Annotated in this window: 19 protein-coding genes; 7 read left to right on the top strand and 12 right to left on the bottom strand. The window is 39.1% G+C overall.

Annotated elements, in window-relative coordinates:
- Window positions 1-55 precede the first annotated feature (55 nt).
- From V4B17_RS01580 to rpsF, 9 genes are all read right to left on the bottom strand, one after another.
- Window positions 56-805 (bottom strand): SDR family NAD(P)-dependent oxidoreductase, encoded by a 750-nt coding sequence (locus V4B17_RS01580; protein ID WP_455479768.1) that lies wholly within the window; start codon window positions 803-805, stop codon window positions 56-58.
- 2 nt (window positions 806-807) lie between these two features.
- A complete protein-coding gene (gene purF, locus V4B17_RS01585) occupies window positions 808-2,301 on the bottom strand; it encodes an amidophosphoribosyltransferase (protein WP_455479769.1) in 1,494 nt (497 codons plus the stop codon).
- 119 nt (window positions 2,302-2,420) lie between these two features.
- On the bottom strand, window positions 2,421-2,957 hold the full coding sequence (locus V4B17_RS01590) for a CvpA family protein (RefSeq protein ID WP_455479770.1): 537 nt from the start codon (window positions 2,955-2,957) through the stop codon (window positions 2,421-2,423).
- A 123-nt stretch (window positions 2,958-3,080) separates the two neighbouring features.
- A complete protein-coding gene (radA, locus tag V4B17_RS01595; protein WP_455479771.1) occupies window positions 3,081-4,475 on the bottom strand; it encodes a DNA repair protein RadA in 1,395 nt (464 codons plus the stop codon).
- A 6-nt stretch (window positions 4,476-4,481) separates the two neighbouring features.
- A complete protein-coding gene (locus tag V4B17_RS01600) occupies window positions 4,482-5,972 on the bottom strand; it encodes a replicative DNA helicase (RefSeq protein ID WP_455479772.1) in 1,491 nt (496 codons plus the stop codon).
- A 642-nt stretch (window positions 5,973-6,614) separates the two neighbouring features.
- Window positions 6,615-7,187: a 50S ribosomal protein L9 gene (rplI, locus tag V4B17_RS01605; RefSeq protein ID WP_455479773.1), complete on the bottom strand. Its 573-nt coding sequence runs from the start codon at window positions 7,185-7,187 to the stop codon at window positions 6,615-6,617.
- Window positions 7,188-7,211: 24 nt separating this feature from the next.
- A complete protein-coding gene (locus tag V4B17_RS01610) occupies window positions 7,212-8,192 on the bottom strand; it encodes a hypothetical protein (RefSeq protein WP_455479774.1) in 981 nt (326 codons plus the stop codon).
- Window positions 8,193-8,345: 153 nt separating this feature from the next.
- Window positions 8,346-8,594, bottom strand: coding sequence for a 30S ribosomal protein S18 (rpsR, locus tag V4B17_RS01615; RefSeq protein WP_455479775.1), 249 nt, complete (start codon window positions 8,592-8,594; stop codon window positions 8,346-8,348).
- Window positions 8,594-9,001 carry a 30S ribosomal protein S6 gene (gene rpsF / locus V4B17_RS01620; protein WP_455479776.1) on the bottom strand — a complete coding sequence of 136 codons (408 nt, stop codon included), beginning with the start codon at window positions 8,999-9,001 and terminating at the stop codon, window positions 8,594-8,596. Before rpsF ends, rpsR begins: the two co-directional genes overlap by 1 nt.
- Before the next feature lie 350 nt (window positions 9,002-9,351).
- Between rpsF and V4B17_RS01625 the strand changes: the two genes are divergently transcribed.
- From V4B17_RS01625 to gmk, 7 genes are all read left to right on the top strand, one after another.
- A complete protein-coding gene (locus tag V4B17_RS01625) occupies window positions 9,352-9,939 on the top strand; it encodes an undecaprenyl-diphosphatase (RefSeq protein ID WP_455479777.1) in 588 nt (195 codons plus the stop codon).
- 77 nt (window positions 9,940-10,016) lie between these two features.
- The gene (gene fabD / locus V4B17_RS01630) at window positions 10,017-10,961 is read left to right on the top strand and encodes an ACP S-malonyltransferase (RefSeq protein ID WP_455479778.1); all 945 of its coding nucleotides are present in this window, start codon (window positions 10,017-10,019) and stop codon (window positions 10,959-10,961) included.
- Between the two features lie 19 nt (window positions 10,962-10,980).
- The gene (gene fabG / locus V4B17_RS01635) at window positions 10,981-11,718 is read left to right on the top strand and encodes a 3-oxoacyl-[acyl-carrier-protein] reductase (RefSeq protein ID WP_455479779.1); all 738 of its coding nucleotides are present in this window, start codon (window positions 10,981-10,983) and stop codon (window positions 11,716-11,718) included.
- Window positions 11,719-11,981: 263 nt separating this feature from the next.
- Window positions 11,982-12,218 (top strand): acyl carrier protein, encoded by a 237-nt coding sequence (locus V4B17_RS01640; protein ID WP_455466593.1) that lies wholly within the window; start codon window positions 11,982-11,984, stop codon window positions 12,216-12,218.
- Window positions 12,219-12,319: 101 nt separating this feature from the next.
- Window positions 12,320-13,582, top strand: a complete 1,263-nt coding sequence (gene fabF / locus V4B17_RS01645; RefSeq protein WP_455479780.1) for a beta-ketoacyl-ACP synthase II — start codon at window positions 12,320-12,322, stop codon at window positions 13,580-13,582.
- A gap of 109 nt (window positions 13,583-13,691) precedes the next feature.
- Window positions 13,692-14,801 carry an endolytic transglycosylase MltG gene (gene mltG / locus V4B17_RS01650; protein WP_455479781.1) on the top strand — a complete coding sequence of 370 codons (1,110 nt, stop codon included), beginning with the start codon at window positions 13,692-13,694 and terminating at the stop codon, window positions 14,799-14,801.
- Between the two features lie 68 nt (window positions 14,802-14,869).
- Window positions 14,870-15,538, top strand: coding sequence for a guanylate kinase (gene gmk, locus V4B17_RS01655; protein WP_455479782.1), 669 nt, complete (start codon window positions 14,870-14,872; stop codon window positions 15,536-15,538).
- A 48-nt stretch (window positions 15,539-15,586) separates the two neighbouring features.
- On the opposite strand, the gene rsmA is transcribed toward gmk, so the two are convergent.
- From rsmA to V4B17_RS01670, 3 genes are read right to left on the bottom strand one after another with little or no spacing between them, the layout of a single operon-like run.
- On the bottom strand, window positions 15,587-16,417 hold the full coding sequence (gene rsmA, locus V4B17_RS01660) for a 16S rRNA (adenine(1518)-N(6)/adenine(1519)-N(6))-dimethyltransferase RsmA (protein WP_455479783.1): 831 nt from the start codon (window positions 16,415-16,417) through the stop codon (window positions 15,587-15,589).
- Window positions 16,408-17,421 (bottom strand): 4-hydroxythreonine-4-phosphate dehydrogenase PdxA, encoded by a 1,014-nt coding sequence (gene pdxA / locus V4B17_RS01665; protein ID WP_455479784.1) that lies wholly within the window; start codon window positions 17,419-17,421, stop codon window positions 16,408-16,410. The genes rsmA and pdxA overlap by 10 nt, the downstream gene beginning before the upstream one ends.
- A complete protein-coding gene (locus V4B17_RS01670) occupies window positions 17,421-18,377 on the bottom strand; it encodes a SurA N-terminal domain-containing protein (protein ID WP_455479785.1) in 957 nt (318 codons plus the stop codon). The genes pdxA and V4B17_RS01670 overlap by 1 nt, the downstream gene beginning before the upstream one ends.
- Window positions 18,378-18,480 lie beyond the last annotated feature (103 nt).

The following is an 18,480-nucleotide window of genomic DNA, read 5'->3' on the forward strand; positions in this document are numbered from 1 at the left end:
GACTTTCATTTAAATTGCAAAACAATGAGTTATTTTTACAAGTCAATATATTACCCTAATCAGGTATACGATAATCCGTAAAGCGATTTTTACGGACATTAAAAAGTTTGCCCGTTTCTTTTAAATCAGGTAGAAGTAAATGCACTATCTTTGCTGCAACTTCTTGTGGTGAAGGAAGAGTTTGAGGATCCTCACCAGGCATGGCCTGTGCACGCATAGCAGTGCGTGTTGCACCAGGGTCAACGCAGTTAATCTTAATAGGAGTTTTCTTTAGCTCTTCCGCCCAGCAACGAGCAATAACTTCTAAAGCGGCTTTAGAAGCTGCGTAAGGTCCCCAAAAAGCGCGTGCAACATGAGCAACACTTGAGGATAACAGAATCACTCGTCCAGCATCAGATTTACGTAATAAGGGCTCAACGGCTTTCATTAAGCGCCATTGATTGATAAGATTTATTTGAAAAACATCTTCAAATACCGTGTCTTCAATATGCGCTATTGGTGAGAGTGTTCCAAGAATTCCTGCATTTACAACCATAATATCGAGTTTTTTCCAGCGTTTAGCGATGAAAACACTGAAAACATCAATGTTTTCTACATGATGCAAGTCGAGTGGGACAAGTGTTGCAGAAGCACCTATTTCTCGAATTTTGTTGTCAAGCTCATTGAGTCCACTAACTGTGCGTGCAAGAGCGATAATATAGGCACCGCGTGCTGCAAGCTCTAACGCTAAATAATAGCCAATTCCTCTTGAAGCACCGGTAACAAGTGCAACACGTCCATGAAGGTCAAAATCAAGTTTTGTCATTATTAATTTCTTGTTTTAAGGACAAATGATTGATGAATTTGGGGGATACTTTCTTGGTCAAGAAGATGTGTAGGATAATGTCCGGTAAAATAATGATCAGTAAATTGTGGGTCAGCATTATTTCGTTTTTCTCCTGCCACAGCGAGATATAGACCATCTGTTGAAAGGAATTCTAACGAGTCAGCTCCAACAAAATTACACATGGATTTTAAGTCTGGATATTGATTAGCCAACAAGCTTTCAGCTTTAGGTGTATCAATTCCATAGAAATCGGGATAGAAAATCATAGGACTAGAAATGCGCATGTGCACTTCTTTTGCTCCAGCATCGCGGAGCATTCGCACAATCTTGAGGGATGTTGTTCCGCGTACAATGGAGTCATCAACTAAAATAACGCGTCTTCCTTTGATAATAGAACGATTTGCAGAATGCTTTAATTTTACTCCAAAAGCACGAATTTGTTGTGTTGGTTCGATAAAAGTGCGGCCGACATAGTGATTACGAATAATACCAAGCTCAAAGGGAATTCCAATTTCTTGTGCATAGCCAATTGCAGCGGGTGTTCCGCCATCAGGAACAGGAACTACGACATCACCTTCACAAGGGGCTTCCTGCGCCAAATGGATTCCCATATTTTTACGTACCGTATAAACACTACGTCCTCCAACGATTGAATCAGGACGTGCAAAATAGACATATTCAAAAAGACAAAGTTTTTCTGGTTTCTTGTTCTCTGATTTTATAATTTTTTTAGTGATTTCTCCATTTTTTTGTATTTCGCATACAATGATTTCCCCATTTTTGACATCGCGAACATATTTTGCTCCAATGATATCAAGTGCACATGTTTCGGAACAAAAGATTGGTTTACCATCAAGTTCACCCATTACAAGAGGTCGAATACCTGTTGGATCGCGTGCAGCAATGAGCTTTGTGCGTGTGAGCGCTAACATAGCGTATCCACCTTCTACTTGCCGAATAGCATCAACAAAGCGATCAGATGATGATTCATAACGTGAACGGGCAATAAGATGGAGAAAAACTTCTGAATCTGATGTTGATTGACAGATGGCACCAGAAGCAATGAGTTCACGGCGTAATGTAAGGCCATTGGTGAGATTGCCATTATGAGCAATAGCAATACCTCCAGCTTTTAATTCAGCAAAAAGAGGCTGAACGTTGCGTAATGCTACTTCTCCAGTTGTTGAATAACGAGTATGTCCGATAGCACGATTTCCTGGTAAACGAGCAAGTGTTACAGGGTTTGTATAGTGATCACCGACAAGACCTAAATGCTTTTCTTGATGAAAAATTTTATTATGGTAGGAAACGATTCCAGCTGCTTCCTGTCCACGATGCTGAAGTGCATGGAGCCCGAGAGCTGTTAATGTTGCTGCATCTTCATGCCCAAGAATACCAAAAACCCCACATTCTTCATGAAGGGTATCGCCATCCAATGAAAACTCCTGATAGGAAATATCGCTTTTTGTCATCATATTCTTTCAGTTATGATATGAGAAATGATTATACCATATTTCACGTGTTACTTGGGATCATTTGCCTATAACGAAACATTCTCCATTTTCTAAATCACCTTTTCATAAAAGTGCTTATTCTATGTATCAGCATCGTCCCTTTTTAAAATCTTTTCTACCTTTTCGAGAATAGTGTCGAAGTCTTTAGGGAGTATTTCCAAAACTTTTTGTCCCAATGAATCCAAAACGGGTTTTGTTGTTGCATTTGTTAACCAATTAGCTTGATGCTCGGGTTTAATCAGCGCACTAATAAGTAACATGCCGATGACCATAATAAATAGACCGCGAAGTGCTCCAAAAACAAAACCGATAGTACGGTCAATGATACCAATTCGACTATCAATAATAAAATCGGAGATTTTCATGGCAATAATTGAAGTAATAATAAGAATAACAACAAAAATCGTGACTAATGTTGTGATTAATGCAATCATTTTATTAGATAGATATTGCTCAAAGAAGGGCAAAAAAGGCTTGAATAAAAACAATGTAGCAACAGCTGCGATTACCCAAGAAACCAACGATAGAAGCTCGCGTGAAAACCCTCTGAGCATAGCAAGAAAAGCGGACAACAGGATGACTGCTACGACAATTCCATCAAGGACTGTTATAATCATTTGTTTGTTCCTTATACATAAAGTTGTGTTCCTTTAAGTTAGTATATGAATGCATTTCTAGTTACGCCATTTTCGCTCTTATAGCAGGGATCTTTTATATTTTGTAGAGTTTTTTCTACATTATTATACGTATGGTGCAGACCGTTTTTTGCTTGCAGTAATAGTGGCAACCAGTTCAGGAAGGTCAGAGAATGTTTTTTGTTGAAAATTAAGCGATTTTGTCATTTCAGCTGTAGTGGTAGGTTGAACAGCTCCTTGGAATCCTAATTTTTTTGCTTCATTGATACGTTGTGCTGAATGTGCAACAGCGCGGATGGCTCCTGAAAGACTGATTTCACCAAAATAGACATAATCGGTTGGAAGAGGAATGTTTGCAAGAGAGGATACCAAAGCTGCTGCAACAGCTAAATCAGCTGCTGGTTCTGCTATACGATATCCGCCTGCAACATTAAGATAGACATCATGCTGTCCAAAGCGAACACCACAATAGGCTTCTAGCACAGCGAGAATCATTGAAAGGCGATTTCCATCCCATCCCACAACAGCTCGTCGTGGGGTTCCAAGTGAAGAGGGAGCAACAAGCGCTTGGATTTCTACTAATATAGGGCGTGTTCCTTCCATTCCTGCAAAAACAGCAGCGCCTGGTGCTTTTTCATTTCGTTCACCTAAAAAAAGTTCGGATGGATTTATTACTTCCCGTAACCCCTTATCAGACATTTCAAAAACACCAATTTCATCAGTTGGTCCAAAGCGATTTTTTACAGTTCTAAGGATTCGATAATGATGTCCCCCTTCACCCTCAAAATAGAGAACAGCATCAACCATATGTTCAACAACACGGGGACCAGCAATTTGTCCATCTTTTGTAACATGCCCAACAAGAACAACAGCTGATCCTGTTTTTTTTGCAAAGTGAATCATTGCTTGAGCACCGATACGCACTTGTGTGACGGTGCCAGGTGCTGAATCTGCTGCATTTGACCATAGAGTTTGAATAGAATCGATAATAACCATATCAAGATTTTTATGTTCGCTTAAGGTTGCAAGAATATCTTCAACATTAGTTTCAGCGGCGAGTTTTACTTCTGTATTGGCAGCCTCAAGCCTTTGAGCACGTAAACAGATTTGTGCAATAGCTTCTTCACCTGAAACATAGATAACATTATATCCTTTTCGTGATAAAGCAGCTGCTGTTTGTGTCAGTAACGTTGATTTTCCAATACCCGGATCACCACCAACAAGCAATGCTGATCCACGCACGAAACCCCCGCCGGTGACACGATCAAGCTCAGCAATGCTGGAATGGATACGAGGAGCATCTTGAAGCTCTCCAGAAAGAGACGTTAGTGCAACAATACGTCCTTTACGGGTATTTTGTATAGGTCCACTGCCAATGCCGCTATTTTCATTTTCTTCGATAAGGGAATTCCATTTACTACAGGAATTACATTTCCCAGCCCAACGTGAATGGACGGTTCCACAATTTTGACAGATAAATTGAACACGGTTGCGTGCCATGATGATTTAACCAATTTGTTCAGGAAGATAATCACTGTTTGCTAGATCACTAAAGCGTGTGAAATCAGATTGAAAGGCAAGATGAACGGTTCCTGTTGGTCCATGACGTTGTTTTGCAACAATAACATCAGCCTTTCCAAAAGCTTTGTCCATCGTATTTTGCCATTTTTCATATTCGAGAGTACCTATCTTTGGTTCTTCATTTTTGAGATAATATTCTTCGCGATACACAAAAAGTACGATGTCGGCATCTTGCTCAATAGAACCAGATTCGCGTAAATCTGAGAGTTGTGGACGCTTATCTGTTCGATTTTCTACTTGGCGAGAAAGTTGTGAAAGAGCAATGATAGGAATATTCAATTCTTTCGCCAATGCTTTTAATCCTACGGTAATCCCTGTAATTTCTTGAACACGATTTTCCGAAGAACGCTTTGAATTGTTTGTCATGAGCTGGATATAGTCAATAATCAGGACATCCAAACCATGTTGCCGCTTGAGACGTCGTGCACGAGCAGCCAGTTGTGTAATTGATATGCCACCAGTTTGATCAATATAAAGCGGTGCTTTTTGTAAGCGATTAATTATGCGGATGATTTTAGAAAATTGCTCTTCTGAAATATTCCCCCGCCGGATATCAGAAGAAGAGACTTCTGTTTGTTCAGAAATAATACGAGTTGCAAGTTGTTCTGATGACATTTCAAGTGAAAAAAATCCAACAATACCTCCTTCATTTTCTTCGATTTTGCCATCACGGTTGCAAGCACTGGCAATATTAAAGGCAATATTGGTAGCTAGCGATGTTTTTCCCATGCCAGGGCGCCCAGCAAGAATGATTAAGTCAGATTTTTGTAATCCTCCCATTTTTTCATCAAGTGTTTTAATGTGAGTAGCTATCCCAGATAAATGTGAAGAACGCTTTTTAGCAGCACTTGCCATATCGAGTGCTTTTTTGATAGCTTCGTTAAAATTTTCAAATCCACCACCATATTTTCCTTTTTCTGCCAATTCAAACAATTGTTGTTCAACAGTTTCAATTTGTTGCGCAGGTGTAAGTTCTACAGGGGCATCAAAAGCTGTATTGATAACTTGAGTTCCAATATTAATCAAAGAGCGTCGGATAAAAAGATCGTAGATGATTCGTCCATAATCTTCGGTATTAATGACTGTCACTGCTTTGTTTGATAAACGAACAACGTAATTGTATACGGTGATATCTGCAATTTTTTCTTCCGCTGGAATAAATGGCTTGATGGTAACCGGATCTGCAATTTTTCCTTTTTCGATAAAATGAGATAAAACAGCATAGATTTTTTGATGCAATGGTACAAAAAAATGTTCGGACTTCAAAAAATCTGACACGCGATCATGAGCATCATTATTGATGAGAAGTGCTCCAAGCAATGCTTGTTCAGCTTCAATGTTGTGTGGGAGTTTTTGAAAAGAAGAGGAAACTTCTTTTTGCGAAGAGCTGAAATTGACAACGCTTGTTTCTTCCATAACAGTTTTTTCCACTTAAATCTCACGTTTAGCTAATTAGATGTATGTCATTAGCTACTCAGGTGTATATTAAAAAAACAGGGTGGCAGATCTTATTTTGAAATAAAATCCACGTTCAATTTTTTAGGCCATCTTCGAATGCCGATTCAGCATCTGCGTATTATTTATATGCAACTTATTCCTTTACATTTTTTGTAACATGTACGTTTTTCATACTACGCATTTGATGTTAAAAGAAACAATTCTTTGTTTCAAATGTTTTGATATTATATGACAAAAAAGTCTCAATATCGCGATGCATAAAATTACTTTTCTTTATAATGAGAAGCATTCTAGATGAAGTGAGAATGTAATCAATTAACTACTTTATACAAGTACTACTCTTCTAGAGAGCAGAGATTTGAGTAACTATCCTGTGTTTCTATCTTAACTACAGCAATGTACGGAGACAGTTTCACTTAGTATGTTCATATTTCTTGATGCAGCACGTTTTCACACAACACACTTCTGCCTCGTTAAGAATTGAGTTTTCTAATGATAAAACAACAAAATGCTCAACCTACTAAGCCAAGCATTTTATAATACGTCAGCGCATTAGACAACAGAAAAATAAAAGATACAATACAAGAAGTAAAAAAGCAATTAAGCTTCGTCATCAATGTTGCTTACATCGTTTTCATTATTTTCTTCTCGTATGGTTTCTTCTTGAATACTATATATTGCTTCGGCAGAAGTTAAATTTTCACCTTCCGCTTGGCGTTGTGCTTCACTAGCTGAACGTGCAACATTAATGATCACAGAAATTTGAACTTCAGGGTGTAGGCTAAGAGTGACGGGATGGAGACCGATAGTTTTTATTGGATGATTAAGCTCAATTTGATTGCGTCCAATGGAAAAGCCTTCATCTGTTATAATGTCAGAAATATCACGCGTTGATACAGAACCGTAGAGTTGTCCTGTTTCACCAGCTGAACGGACGACAATAAATGATTTACTATCAAGTTTTTCAGCAACTTTTTGTGCTTCGCTTTTGCGTTCAAGATTACGTGCTTCAAGTTGAGCGCGCTGGATTTCAAAATATTTTTTATTAGCTTCATTTGCGCGTAAAGCTTTGCTTTGAGGCAAGAGAAAGTTACGTGCATAACCATCCTTAACTGAGACAATATCACCCATCTGACCAAGACGAGGAATACGCTCAAGCAAAATAATATCCATAGTTTTTCCTTTCGAACAAATAAATTAATTAAGTTTTTTGCGTGATTGAAAATTGTATTGAATAGTTGCCCAAACACCCATCAAAAGCATCATGAAAGAAATAGGCGGAGCAAAAACAACGGTTAAAATAGCAATATAAACAAGACAGAGTATAATAATCCGTCCGTTAATCCCTTTCGTAATGTTGTGAAGATACGCTAAGCCACTGATTGATATGATGACAGTATATGCAGTACTAAAGACACGGGTACTTAAGTTAATAGCAGCGCCCAATTCAATCATTGATGCTAAGCAAACAATAATGAAAATAAAAACTCCAGAGATTGGGACACGGAAAGTTTTGCTCCAATCATCACGTGGTCTTTTCAGCCATTTCATATGTTGCGCTGCTATCATTGAAAAATAAAGATTACCAATGAGAAAAATCAAACTATAAATAGTCAAAGCAACAGCAGTCAAAGTTGCTGTATGCGTCATTAAAATCTCACTAAAAGCGCGTATATCAGATTCTTTTATTGACTGTGATTGTTGCACAGCTTGTGCTATGTTTGCAGTGATTTTTTTTGCAATGATGGGTGTGGAAGGACGGGTTTGAACATAGATTCCAATGAAAGTTGATATAAGAGCAATAAAGTTGGTTAAATGAAAAATAACCGATGATAATGGGTACCATATCAGTGTATTTTCTTTTTGTGCTGGTCGTGCAAGTCCAAGGAGCCAAGAAGCATAGACAGCGGGGAGAAAAAATAACAGCATAAAGCCAAAACCAATATGGACATTAGTGACTATGATAAGGACAACAGTGGCACTTATTAGAGCAATGAGGCTGGCTAATGTCCCCTGACCGAATGCAATAATGAAAATTGGGAGTGAAAGAAAACAACCAAGAAGAAGAGAGAAATAAGGTGTGATATCCGCGACACTAATGATCGCCATCCCTATAACGACAGCAAACAATCCTGCCAAAATACCGGTAATTATTTTATAAGTATGAAAGTTTTTCATTTATCGCTGTCCTGCTTTTTGCAGTTAGGGACACTACAATGCCCCAACTTTTGGTATTTCATACATCTTTGCATAGCCTACAATGAGCTGTGTTGCTAAACTACACAAGAGAAGCAACTGGAGAGATACGCCAGCTGCACGATGCACTTGATATTATCTTATAACGTATGGAAGTAAGCCTAAAAAACGAGCACGTTTGATGGCATTAGCCAATTCACGCTGTTTTTTCTGACTGACAGCCGTAATCCGTGAAGGAACGATTTTTCCACGTTCTGAAATATAACGCTGCAATAATTTGACATCTTTATAATCAATTTTTTGAGCATTAGCACTTGAAAACGGGCACGTTTTGCGACGACGATGAAAGGGACGACGTGCCGCAGTCTGATTAACATCAGTCATTATTCTACTCCTTCTATGACATCTTCACGCTGACGACGTGAGGAGCGAGGACGCTCTTCATCTTGAATAGCGTGGCCATTATGATCAAGGCGTGAGAGCATAGCAGATTTTTCTTTTTCATGCTTTTCTACGCGAATAGTCATATAACGCAAAATATCTTCATTAATGCGCATCTGACGTTCAACTTCAGCGATTGCTGCGGCTGGTGCATCGATATTAATTAGGACATAATGAGCCTTACGGTTTTTGCGAATACGATAAGCGAGGGGGCGAAGACCCCAATTTTCTATACGCTCAACCTTTCCACCGTGTGCTTCAATGACGCCTTTGTAGACATTCAAAAGTTCATCAATTTGTTGCGGTGCAATGCCATGCCGAGCAAGAAACATATGTTCATAAAGAGCCATTGTTTTGCCTTTCTTCAATTAAAATTCACCGGTTCTAGCGCAAAGCCTCTGCGACTTGTCTTTTTTGGAGACCCAAAGAAGAAAGGACGCGTTTGCAATTCGAGACATCCGAGAGCGGAGACACGGGAGGTCGGAAACATTGCATTCCCTACTGATTATATTCAGTCCTCCGTTCAACCCCCAGCCAAAATACCAGTAATGAACGCTTGATATCTACAGCTTATCTTTAAAAATAGCAAGTTTATGCGCATAAAAAAATTAATTTATTGAATCTTGATATATCTTTTGTAGAGTTTCACTCTTTTGCAAAGAGACGATGCTGTAGAGCTATAAGCATGAAGGAGAGAAGAATGGATTTTTTAAACCGGATTGATGTTGCATTTTTTGAAATGTTGGCTGGCAATCATCAACTTTGGTCTGTTTTGGTTTTATTTGGTATTTTTTGTGCAAAATTTTTGATTTACATTATTCCTATACATCTTTGTGCACTGTGGTTTTGCGGTGGAAATATGGAACGACGTGCAGCGTTAAGTATTTGCGTAAGCATTTGTGCGGCTCTTTTTTTAAGCTATCTCATTTCTCTTATTTATTTTCACCCACGCCCGTTTGTTGTGGGTTTAACAACACCTCTGATTAAGCATCGTGCAACAGCTTCTTTTCCGAGTAATCATGCCTCGATTATTGCATCTTATACGGCGAGTCTTTATTTTTATCGATATAAAATCGCCTTTAAGTTTGCAGTGATGTTTTCGTGTTTGATCTGTTGGGGGCGTATTTTTGTCGGTGTACATTATCCTTTTGATATTTTAGCTGGTACAATTTTAGGAACTTTCGTAAGTTGGGGTGTTTTTCAGTTTATGACGCCGTATTTTCCTAATTTTTTATATCAAATTCCGCCATTAAAATATAATTTTAAGAAGAATATGCGTTTTAAATAAGTTACTTCGTCTTGATTTGTGTTGATGAATAGGATCAAAAGAGAAAAAATGAATTGCGCAATTTATGGAGTCGATTGATGGTAGCAGCTTTTACTTTTCCAGGGCAGGGAAGCCAGTTTGTTGGTATGGGAAAAATACTTACAGAGCAATTTGCTGCAGCGCGGATGGTTTTTGAAGAAGTGGATGATGCTTTAGGTGAGAAATTATCAGAGATCATTTTTGAAGGACCAGCAGATATCTTAACATTAACAGTAAATGCACAACCAGCATTAATGGCTGTATCCATGGCAGTTGTTCGTGTAATGGAACAATTGGGGCTGAATATAAAAACACAAATAAAATTTGTTGCAGGCCATTCTCTAGGCGAATATTCAGCTCTTTGTGCTGCTGGTACATTTAGTCTTACTGATACGGCAAGGCTCTTACGGATTCGTGGCAATGCCATGCAGGCAGCAGTTTCTGTCGGTAAAGGTTCTATGGCAGCATTGATTGGTTTGGATGAGAAAGATGTGGAAAAAATTTGCAAAACGGTTTCTGAAGAAGGACTATGCCAGATTGCTAATGATAATGGTGGTAGGCAAATTGTTATTTCAGGTGAAGTAAAAGCGGTTGAAGCAGCAGTAGAGCTTGCATCAAAAAAAGGTGCTAAACGTGCGCTTCTTCTTCCGGTTTCTGCGCCTTTTCATTCGTCCTTAATGCAGTCTGCTGCTGATGCCATGAAGAATGCATTTTTGACTGTTAACAAAATCGCTCCTCTTGTTCCTCTTGTTGCTAATGTTTCTGTTGCACCAGAGAGTGATCCAGAGCGTATCGTTACGCTTCTTGTTAAACAAGTGACTGGAAGAGTGCGATGGCGTGAAACGATAGAGTGGATCGGCACTAATGGAGTTGATACGCTTTTTGAAGTTGGTGCTGGAAAAGTATTAACGGGTTTAGCGCGTCGTATCAACAAGGATATAAAGGGATTAACAGTTGGGACAGCTGAGGAAATAGAAGCAGCACTGCGAGTTCTTGGCATTTAATTTATGAAGGAGTCTGAAAATGTTTAAATTAACAGGTCGTAAAGCTCTTATAACGGGAGCGTCGGGAGAAATTGGTGAATCCATAGCGCGTTGTTTTCATGCGCAAGGAGCGGTTGTTGGACTCCATGGAACCCGTGAAGACAAGCTTAAAGAAGTTGCGGCAGATTTAGGAAAAGATGTTTTTATTTTTCCTGCTAATCTTTCTGATCGTAAATCTATTAAACAATTAGCTGAAACAGCAGAAAGAGAAATGGAGGGTGTTGATATTCTTGTTAACAATGCAGGAATCACCCGAGACGGTCTTTTTATACGTATGCAGGATCAAGACTGGGATGATGTCTTAGCCGTTAATTTAACAGCTGCTTCTATTTTGACACGTGAATTGACACATTCTATGATACGGCGTCGCTATGGAAGGGTTATTAACATAACATCTATTGTTGGGGTTGTTGGAAATCCTGGACAAACGAACTACTGCGCTTCAAAAGCTGGTTTGATAGGCTTTTCTAAAGCATTAGCGCAGGAAATTGCTTCACGGAATATCACAGTTAACTGTATTGCTCCAGGATTTATTAAATCTGCCATGACTGACAAACTTAACGAAAAACAAAAAGAAACGATTATGGTTACGATTCCAATGAAGCGTATGGGGAATGGGCAAGAAATAGCTTTCTCTGCTGTTTATTTGGCGAGCGACGAAGCAGCGTACGTGACAGGTCAAACACTACACATCAACGGTGGGATGGCGATGATTTAAGTATTTTCTTTATTTCACATTGATTTATAGATTGCATTATTTTAGATAGTACGAATGAAGTGGAAAACATATCCACTCTCCTGATATGGTAAGTTGATCAATTTATGTCGGAATTTCAGATTAGTTCATTTTCTAGGGGGATATCCACAGGATGATTTTAAGTCATTGCTAAAACCTTTAGAGTAAATGCATCTATTGCTTGATTAGATGATTCAATATAGCTAACAAAATTACAGAAGATATATAACTTTGAGGATTTCAATATGAGTGATACAGTAGAGCGTGTTAAGAAAATTATTGTGGAGCATCTTGGAGTTAATGCAGATAAGGTGGTAGAAAATGCAAACTTTATAGATGATCTGGGAGCAGATAGCCTTGATACGGTTGAGCTTGTTATGGCTTTTGAAGAAGAGTTTGGTGTAGAAATCCCAGATGAGGCCGCTGAAACGATTTTTACAGTGGGTGATGCTGTAAAATTTATCGATAAAGCTTCTGCATGATAGCTGAAAGGTAAAGGCATTTTGTGTTTTTGCCTATATTCTTTGGAGATGTTTTGAGAAGTGAGCTTTGAGAGGTGAGTTTTAATTCAAGGTTGTAAGTTATGAGACGTGTTGTTGTTACTGGTGTAGGATTGGTATCTCCATTAGCTGGTGATGTTGAATATAGTTGGAAACGGCTTCTTGAAGGGAAGAGTGGTGTTCGACGCATTACTGAGTTTGATGTCTCCGATTTACCATGCCAGATTGCTGCGCGTGTTCCTTCGGGAGATGGAACAAATGGTACGTATAATGCCGATTTGTATATGGATCCCAAGGAACAGCGTAAGGTTGATGGGTTTATTGTTTATGCAATGGCGGCTGCTGGTCAGGCGCTTGCAGATGCTGAGTGGTATCCCAAGAGTGATGAAGATCAGGTTTGCACAGGTGTGTTAATTGGTTCAGGTATTGGTGGCATTGAAGGCATTGTTGAGGCTGGTTATACGCTTCGTGATAAGGGCCCACGGCGTGTTTCTCCTTTTTTTATTCCGGGGCGTTTGATTAATCTTGCATCTGGTTATGTATCTATTAAATATGGTTTGCGTGGCCCTAATCATTCAGTTGTGACGGCCTGTTCGACAGGTGCACATGCGATTGGTGATGCAGCGCGTTTGATTGCGTTTGGCGATGCTGATGTTATGGTAGCTGGGGGCACAGAATCTCCGATAAATCGAATATCTCTTGCCGGTTTTGCTGCTTGTAGAGCTCTTTCTACTTGTCGTAATGCTGATCCTGAGCGGGCATCACGTCCTTATGATGCTGATCGTGATGGTTTTGTGATGGGTGAGGGGGCTGCAATTGTTATTTTAGAAGAACTTGAACATGCAAAAAAGAGGGGAGCTCGTATTTATGCTGAGCTTATTGGCTATGGTTTATCTGGCGATGCTTATCATATTACTGCGCCTTCAGAGAGTGGTGAAGGGGCACAGCGTAGTATGACGGCTGCTCTTAAGCGTGCACAGGTGAATGTAAGTGAACTTGATTATATTAATGCACACGGGACATCGACGATGGCTGATGCGATAGAGTTGGCGGCTGTTGAGCGTGTTTTAGGGCATCATGCACCACGAGTGTCCATGTCATCAACAAAGTCATCTGTGGGGCATTTACTTGGTGCTGCTGGTGCTGCTGAGACTATTTTTTGTGTTTTAGCTATACGGGATAATATAGCTCCAGCAACGCTCAATCTTGATAATCCATCGATTGAAACGAAAATTGATCTTGTTCCACATAAACCGCGCGAACGAAAAATTGATACAGTTCTCTCAAATTCTTTTGGGTTTGGTGGAACGAATGCATCTTTGGTGATTCGACGCTTTGGGGGATAAGTAAACGTTTTCATTTGTTTTTGTTGCGTCTAAGTTTTTTTCTTTATTATGGGGTTTAAGTGAAAAATTATAGTGTAGTACAGCCTAAAAATTATTGAGGTTGACAGTTATGTCCGATGTGAAAAATGAAATGCCACTAAAGGACGTAGATGATTCCTCTCCGAATCATTTAGGGGATAATAAAGATATGTCAGCGTATAAGAGACGAAAGAAGTCGTATATCGTACGTAATCCGTTGGTCATTCTCGGTCATTTTTTTTTGATGCTGATTGTGGTTATTATTTTTGCCACAAGTATTCCTCTTTATATTGGAAAAAGTATTTTTGAAGGAAAGGGGATAGCGGAGAGAGAGCAAGTTATTCTTATCTCTCCTGGAACAGGAATTCGTGAAATTGCTTTACTACTCGAAAAACGTGGTCTCATTCGATCATCGGATGTTTTTGTTTATGGCGTTGGTTATCACCAAAAAACAATACATCTTAAAGCGGGTGAATATTTAATTCCAGCGTATGCTTCGATGCAGGATATTATGAATATTCTTGTGAAAGGTAAATCTATTGAATATACTTTCACAGTGCCAGAAGGTTTGACGGTTCAACAAGTTTTCGATCGATTGGCTTCCAATGAAATTTTGATTGGGGATCTTCCTAAAATTTTGCCTCCAGAGGGCAGTTTGATGACGGATACCGTTCGTTTTGTTCGTGGTACGACGCGCAAAGAAATTATAAACAGATTGCGCGAAGGACAGACAAAATTAATTAATGCAATATGGGCGACTCGCTCACCTGATTTGCCAATCAGATCTATCGACGAATTTGTTATATTGGCATCGATTGTTGAGAAAGAGACAGGAATTGCAGCAGAGAGATCGAAGGTTGCCGCGGTGTTTTATAACCGTCTTGCAAAACATATGCGTCTTCAATCTGATCCAACGGTAATTTATGGTCTCTTCGGTGGAAAAGGAATGCCATCCGGTCGTGCAATTTACCGTTCAGATCTTGAGAAGGAAACACCATACAATACTTATAAAATTTATGGTTTGCCACCAACAGCTATTGCGAATCCAGGCCGAGATTCTTTGAAAGCGGTGGCGCATTCACCAAGCAGTGATGTACTCTATTTTGTAGCTGATGGTTCGGGAGGACATGTTTTTTCTAGAACTTTGGAGGAACATAATACGAATGTTCGTAAGTGGCGTGCATTAAAAGCAACACATTAATTTTAGGGAATGTAGAAAACGTATTATTGAAATTTTGACGCAGAGTTTAAGAAAAGTAGAGTGATATTATGACATTCTATAAGAGTGAAGTAAGTGCTAAGAAAATAAATCGGCGTCGCGGTTTTTTATTTATTCTCTCTTCGCCTTCAGGAGCTGGTAAATCAACTCTTTCTCGGTTACTTCTGAAGGATGGGCAATTAGAGCTCTCCGTAAGTATGACAACACGGCAAAGACGTCCTAGTGAGGTGGATGGTCTCCATTATCATTTCATTTCAAAGAGGGAGTTTAAGCGTAAGCGTGATGGAGGTGAATTTATTGAATGGGCGGAAGTTCATGGAAATTATTATGGAACTTTACGTGAAAGCGTTGAAAACGTGTTGAATTCTGGTCGAGACATGTTATTTGATATTGATTATCAAGGCACCCAGCAGCTTCAAAAAAAGATGCCAGGGGATATTGTGTCTGTTTTTATTCTTCCACCATCAATGAAAGAGCTTATTTCTCGTTTACATCGTCGAGCAGAAGACAGTCAGGATATCATTTGTTTGCGGTTAAAGAATGCACGAACAGAGATACAACATTGGCGTTCTTACGATTATGTTGTGGTTAATGAGGATTTAAATAAGTCCGTGTTGTTTATTAAGTCAATTTATTTGGCAGAAACGATGAAACGTGAGCGATGTTCTTCCTTTTTTGAATCTTTTATTGATGAGCTTGTTACTGAAAAGATTAATTGAATATCCTTATTGTTTTGAAAAGAAGTGATGGGCAAAAAGTTACGCTTTTTAGACCACTAAATTAGCTAAAGTTACAAATTCAGAAATTGAGAGCGTTTCAGCTCGGCGTGTTCCATCAATTCCAGCTTTTTCTAAAAGATTTTCACCTCCAATGGTTTTGAGATTTTGACGCAGCATTTTTCGTCGTTGTCCAAAAGCAGTTTTTGTAATAAAGCTAAGATCTTGTGCAGAGCAGGTAAGAGGTTGTGTTCGCGGAATAATATGGACAACGGAAGAAGTTATTTTTGGTGCTGGTATGAAGGCTTGAGGGGGTACATCAAACGCAATTTTAGCAATAGTACGCCAGCTGGTTAAGACGCTAAGACGTCCATAGTGTGTAGATTGAGGTTTAGCTGTAATACGTTTGGCAACTTCACGTTGAAACATCAATGTCATTGATTCATAAAAAGGAGGCCATGGTTCAGCCAATAGCCAATTTAATAAGAGTTGTGTTCCAATATTATAGGGAAGATTCGCAATAATGCGTGGTTTTTCTGGAGATGTTTCAAAGAGTCTTGAGAAATCCTGCTTCAGCGCATCATTACAAATAAGTTTTAGTTTTTGCGGATAGTGCTTTTCTATATCTAAGAGAGCCGGTATACAACGCTCATCACGTTCGATCGCTGTTACAATTGCGCCTTTTGCAAGTAAGGCACGTGTCAAACCTCCAGGACCTGATCCCACTTCAATAACAGGTTTTCCTTCTATATTTCCTGCTTGATGAGCAATTTTAGATGTTAAATTAAGATCGAAAAGAAAATTCTGGCCCAAAGATTTATGAGCTTGTAATCTGTATGTGTCAATTACCTCACGAAGAGGAGGTAGATTATCTATTGGCATGGTATAAAACTATTTTCGGCAAGTTGATTTGCAAGTTTAAGAGCAGCAATAAAGCTTTCGGGAGAGGCTATCCCTTTATCAGCAATATCAAAAGCAGTTCCGTGATCTGGAGAAGTACGAATAAAAGGGAGTCCTAAAGTGATATTGACGGTGGTGTCAAAGTCCAGTGTCTTAACAGGAATAAGCGCTTGATCATGATACATGCAAAGGGCAACATCATATGCTTTTCTTGCACGTTCGTGGAACATTGTATCTGCAGGCAGTGGTCCTATAATATCGAGTCCTTTATTTTTAAGATATTCAATAGCGGGCATGATAATTTCAATATCTTCTTTTCCCATTGCACCTTCCTCTCCCGCATGAGGATTAAGACCAGAAACAGCTAAACGTGGTTCAGTTATTTTAAATCTTGTTCTCAAGTCGTGTTCAGTAATGAATGCTGTTTGAATGATTATCTGACGAGTGAGGCATGATGGAACTTCCTTAAATGGGATATGAACAGTAATGGGAACAGTTTTTAATCGAGGTCCAGATAGCATCATAACCGGATGATAGCATGTACCAGAGGTTTGATAGGCTAAATGAGCTAAAAATTCTGTATGCCCTGGAAATTCAAACCCAGCATCATAAAGGCTTTTTTTTGCAATAGGACAGGTGACAAGCGCACATGCACGACCACTTTGAATCAATTGAACGCTACATTTAATCGCTTCAACTATTCCAGCAGCATTATTCGGTGAAGGGAGGCCTAATTGATTATTTTGTCGGTTTTTTAACGGTATTACAGGAAGAGCAGTTTGGAAGTTTTTTACGGGATTATCTATTAAAACAGATTCCACTTCAACATCGATTTGTAAAAAATGGGCGCGTGCACGAATAATATCTGGATCAGCAAGAAGCACAAAAGGTGGAATTTGGCGCGCAATACGCAAATTCCATGCTTTTAACGCTATTTCAGGACCAATTCCGGCAGGATCACCACCGCTAACAACAAGCACAGCCATTATGAGTTTTGAATGCGCGCTACCCGCCGCAATTCTTCTAAATATTTTTCGCTCAATTTTTCAAGTTCTTGAGGGCTTTTTTTCTTGCTATCTTGAATAGAAAATATCAGCCGAGCTACATAATCGTCAGAAACTCTTTTTATTTTGCACACAGCAATTGCTTCAATTCCATCAGATGTTTCTTGAAATTGAGTCATTTTTCCGGCAGGTGTTGCAAGAATAGCCTGTTCCCATGCACTGGGAAGTTGAGGTTCGAGAAATTTTCCCAAGTGGCGGATAGTAACATCCAAAATACCCCTTGCTTGGTTTTGAGCGTTATCACATCCTCTAAAATGTTTTCGGAAATTTGCTGCTTCTCTTTGGCGCCTTTCAAAGATTTCTGAGTGGCGATGTGCAGGAATGACGAAAACAATTCGTTGTAACGTATACTCATTGGTTGAAGGTTTTATGCCACCATTTTTTAATATTCTTCGTACAGCTTCTTGTTCGCTAATCATACCAGTTTCAGCTTGATAGCGTGCATTCACGAGACGACCCCATCCTATTTGCCCCCGGATATAATCCTTAAAGTGCTGCACTGTGATATCATTTTGAATCAGAATCTGGTTGAGCTGATCAACGGTCATGTTATTTTGTGTTGCAAAGTTTTCAAAAGCGCTGTCAACTTCACTATTACTCACCTCAATATTACGGTGTTTTATTTCAATATTTTTAAGGGTTTCACTGACAAGCTCACTTTTAGCTTTTGCAACAAGATTACCCTGTTTTTGTTGCAATTTAAGAAAAGCAGCACGCCTTTGAATATCGTAATTGGTAATAGGACTACCATTGACTGTGACAACGACGGCTGTCTGCGCGAAGACCGGTGGAATTAAAGATCCACTTACCATTGGATTGCTTACACTCAAAGGTGCAATACAAAATAAGGTAAGAATACGCTTTTTCAACTTGTTCATATAAGAAAACCTTCGCGTTAATTTATTAATTCTCATCCACTGATTAAAATATACGTTTTTTTTATAAAAACAACGATAAGTTAAACTGCCCACACATTCTAGT

The sequence above is a fragment of the Bartonella sp. B23 genome (assembly GCF_053793815.1).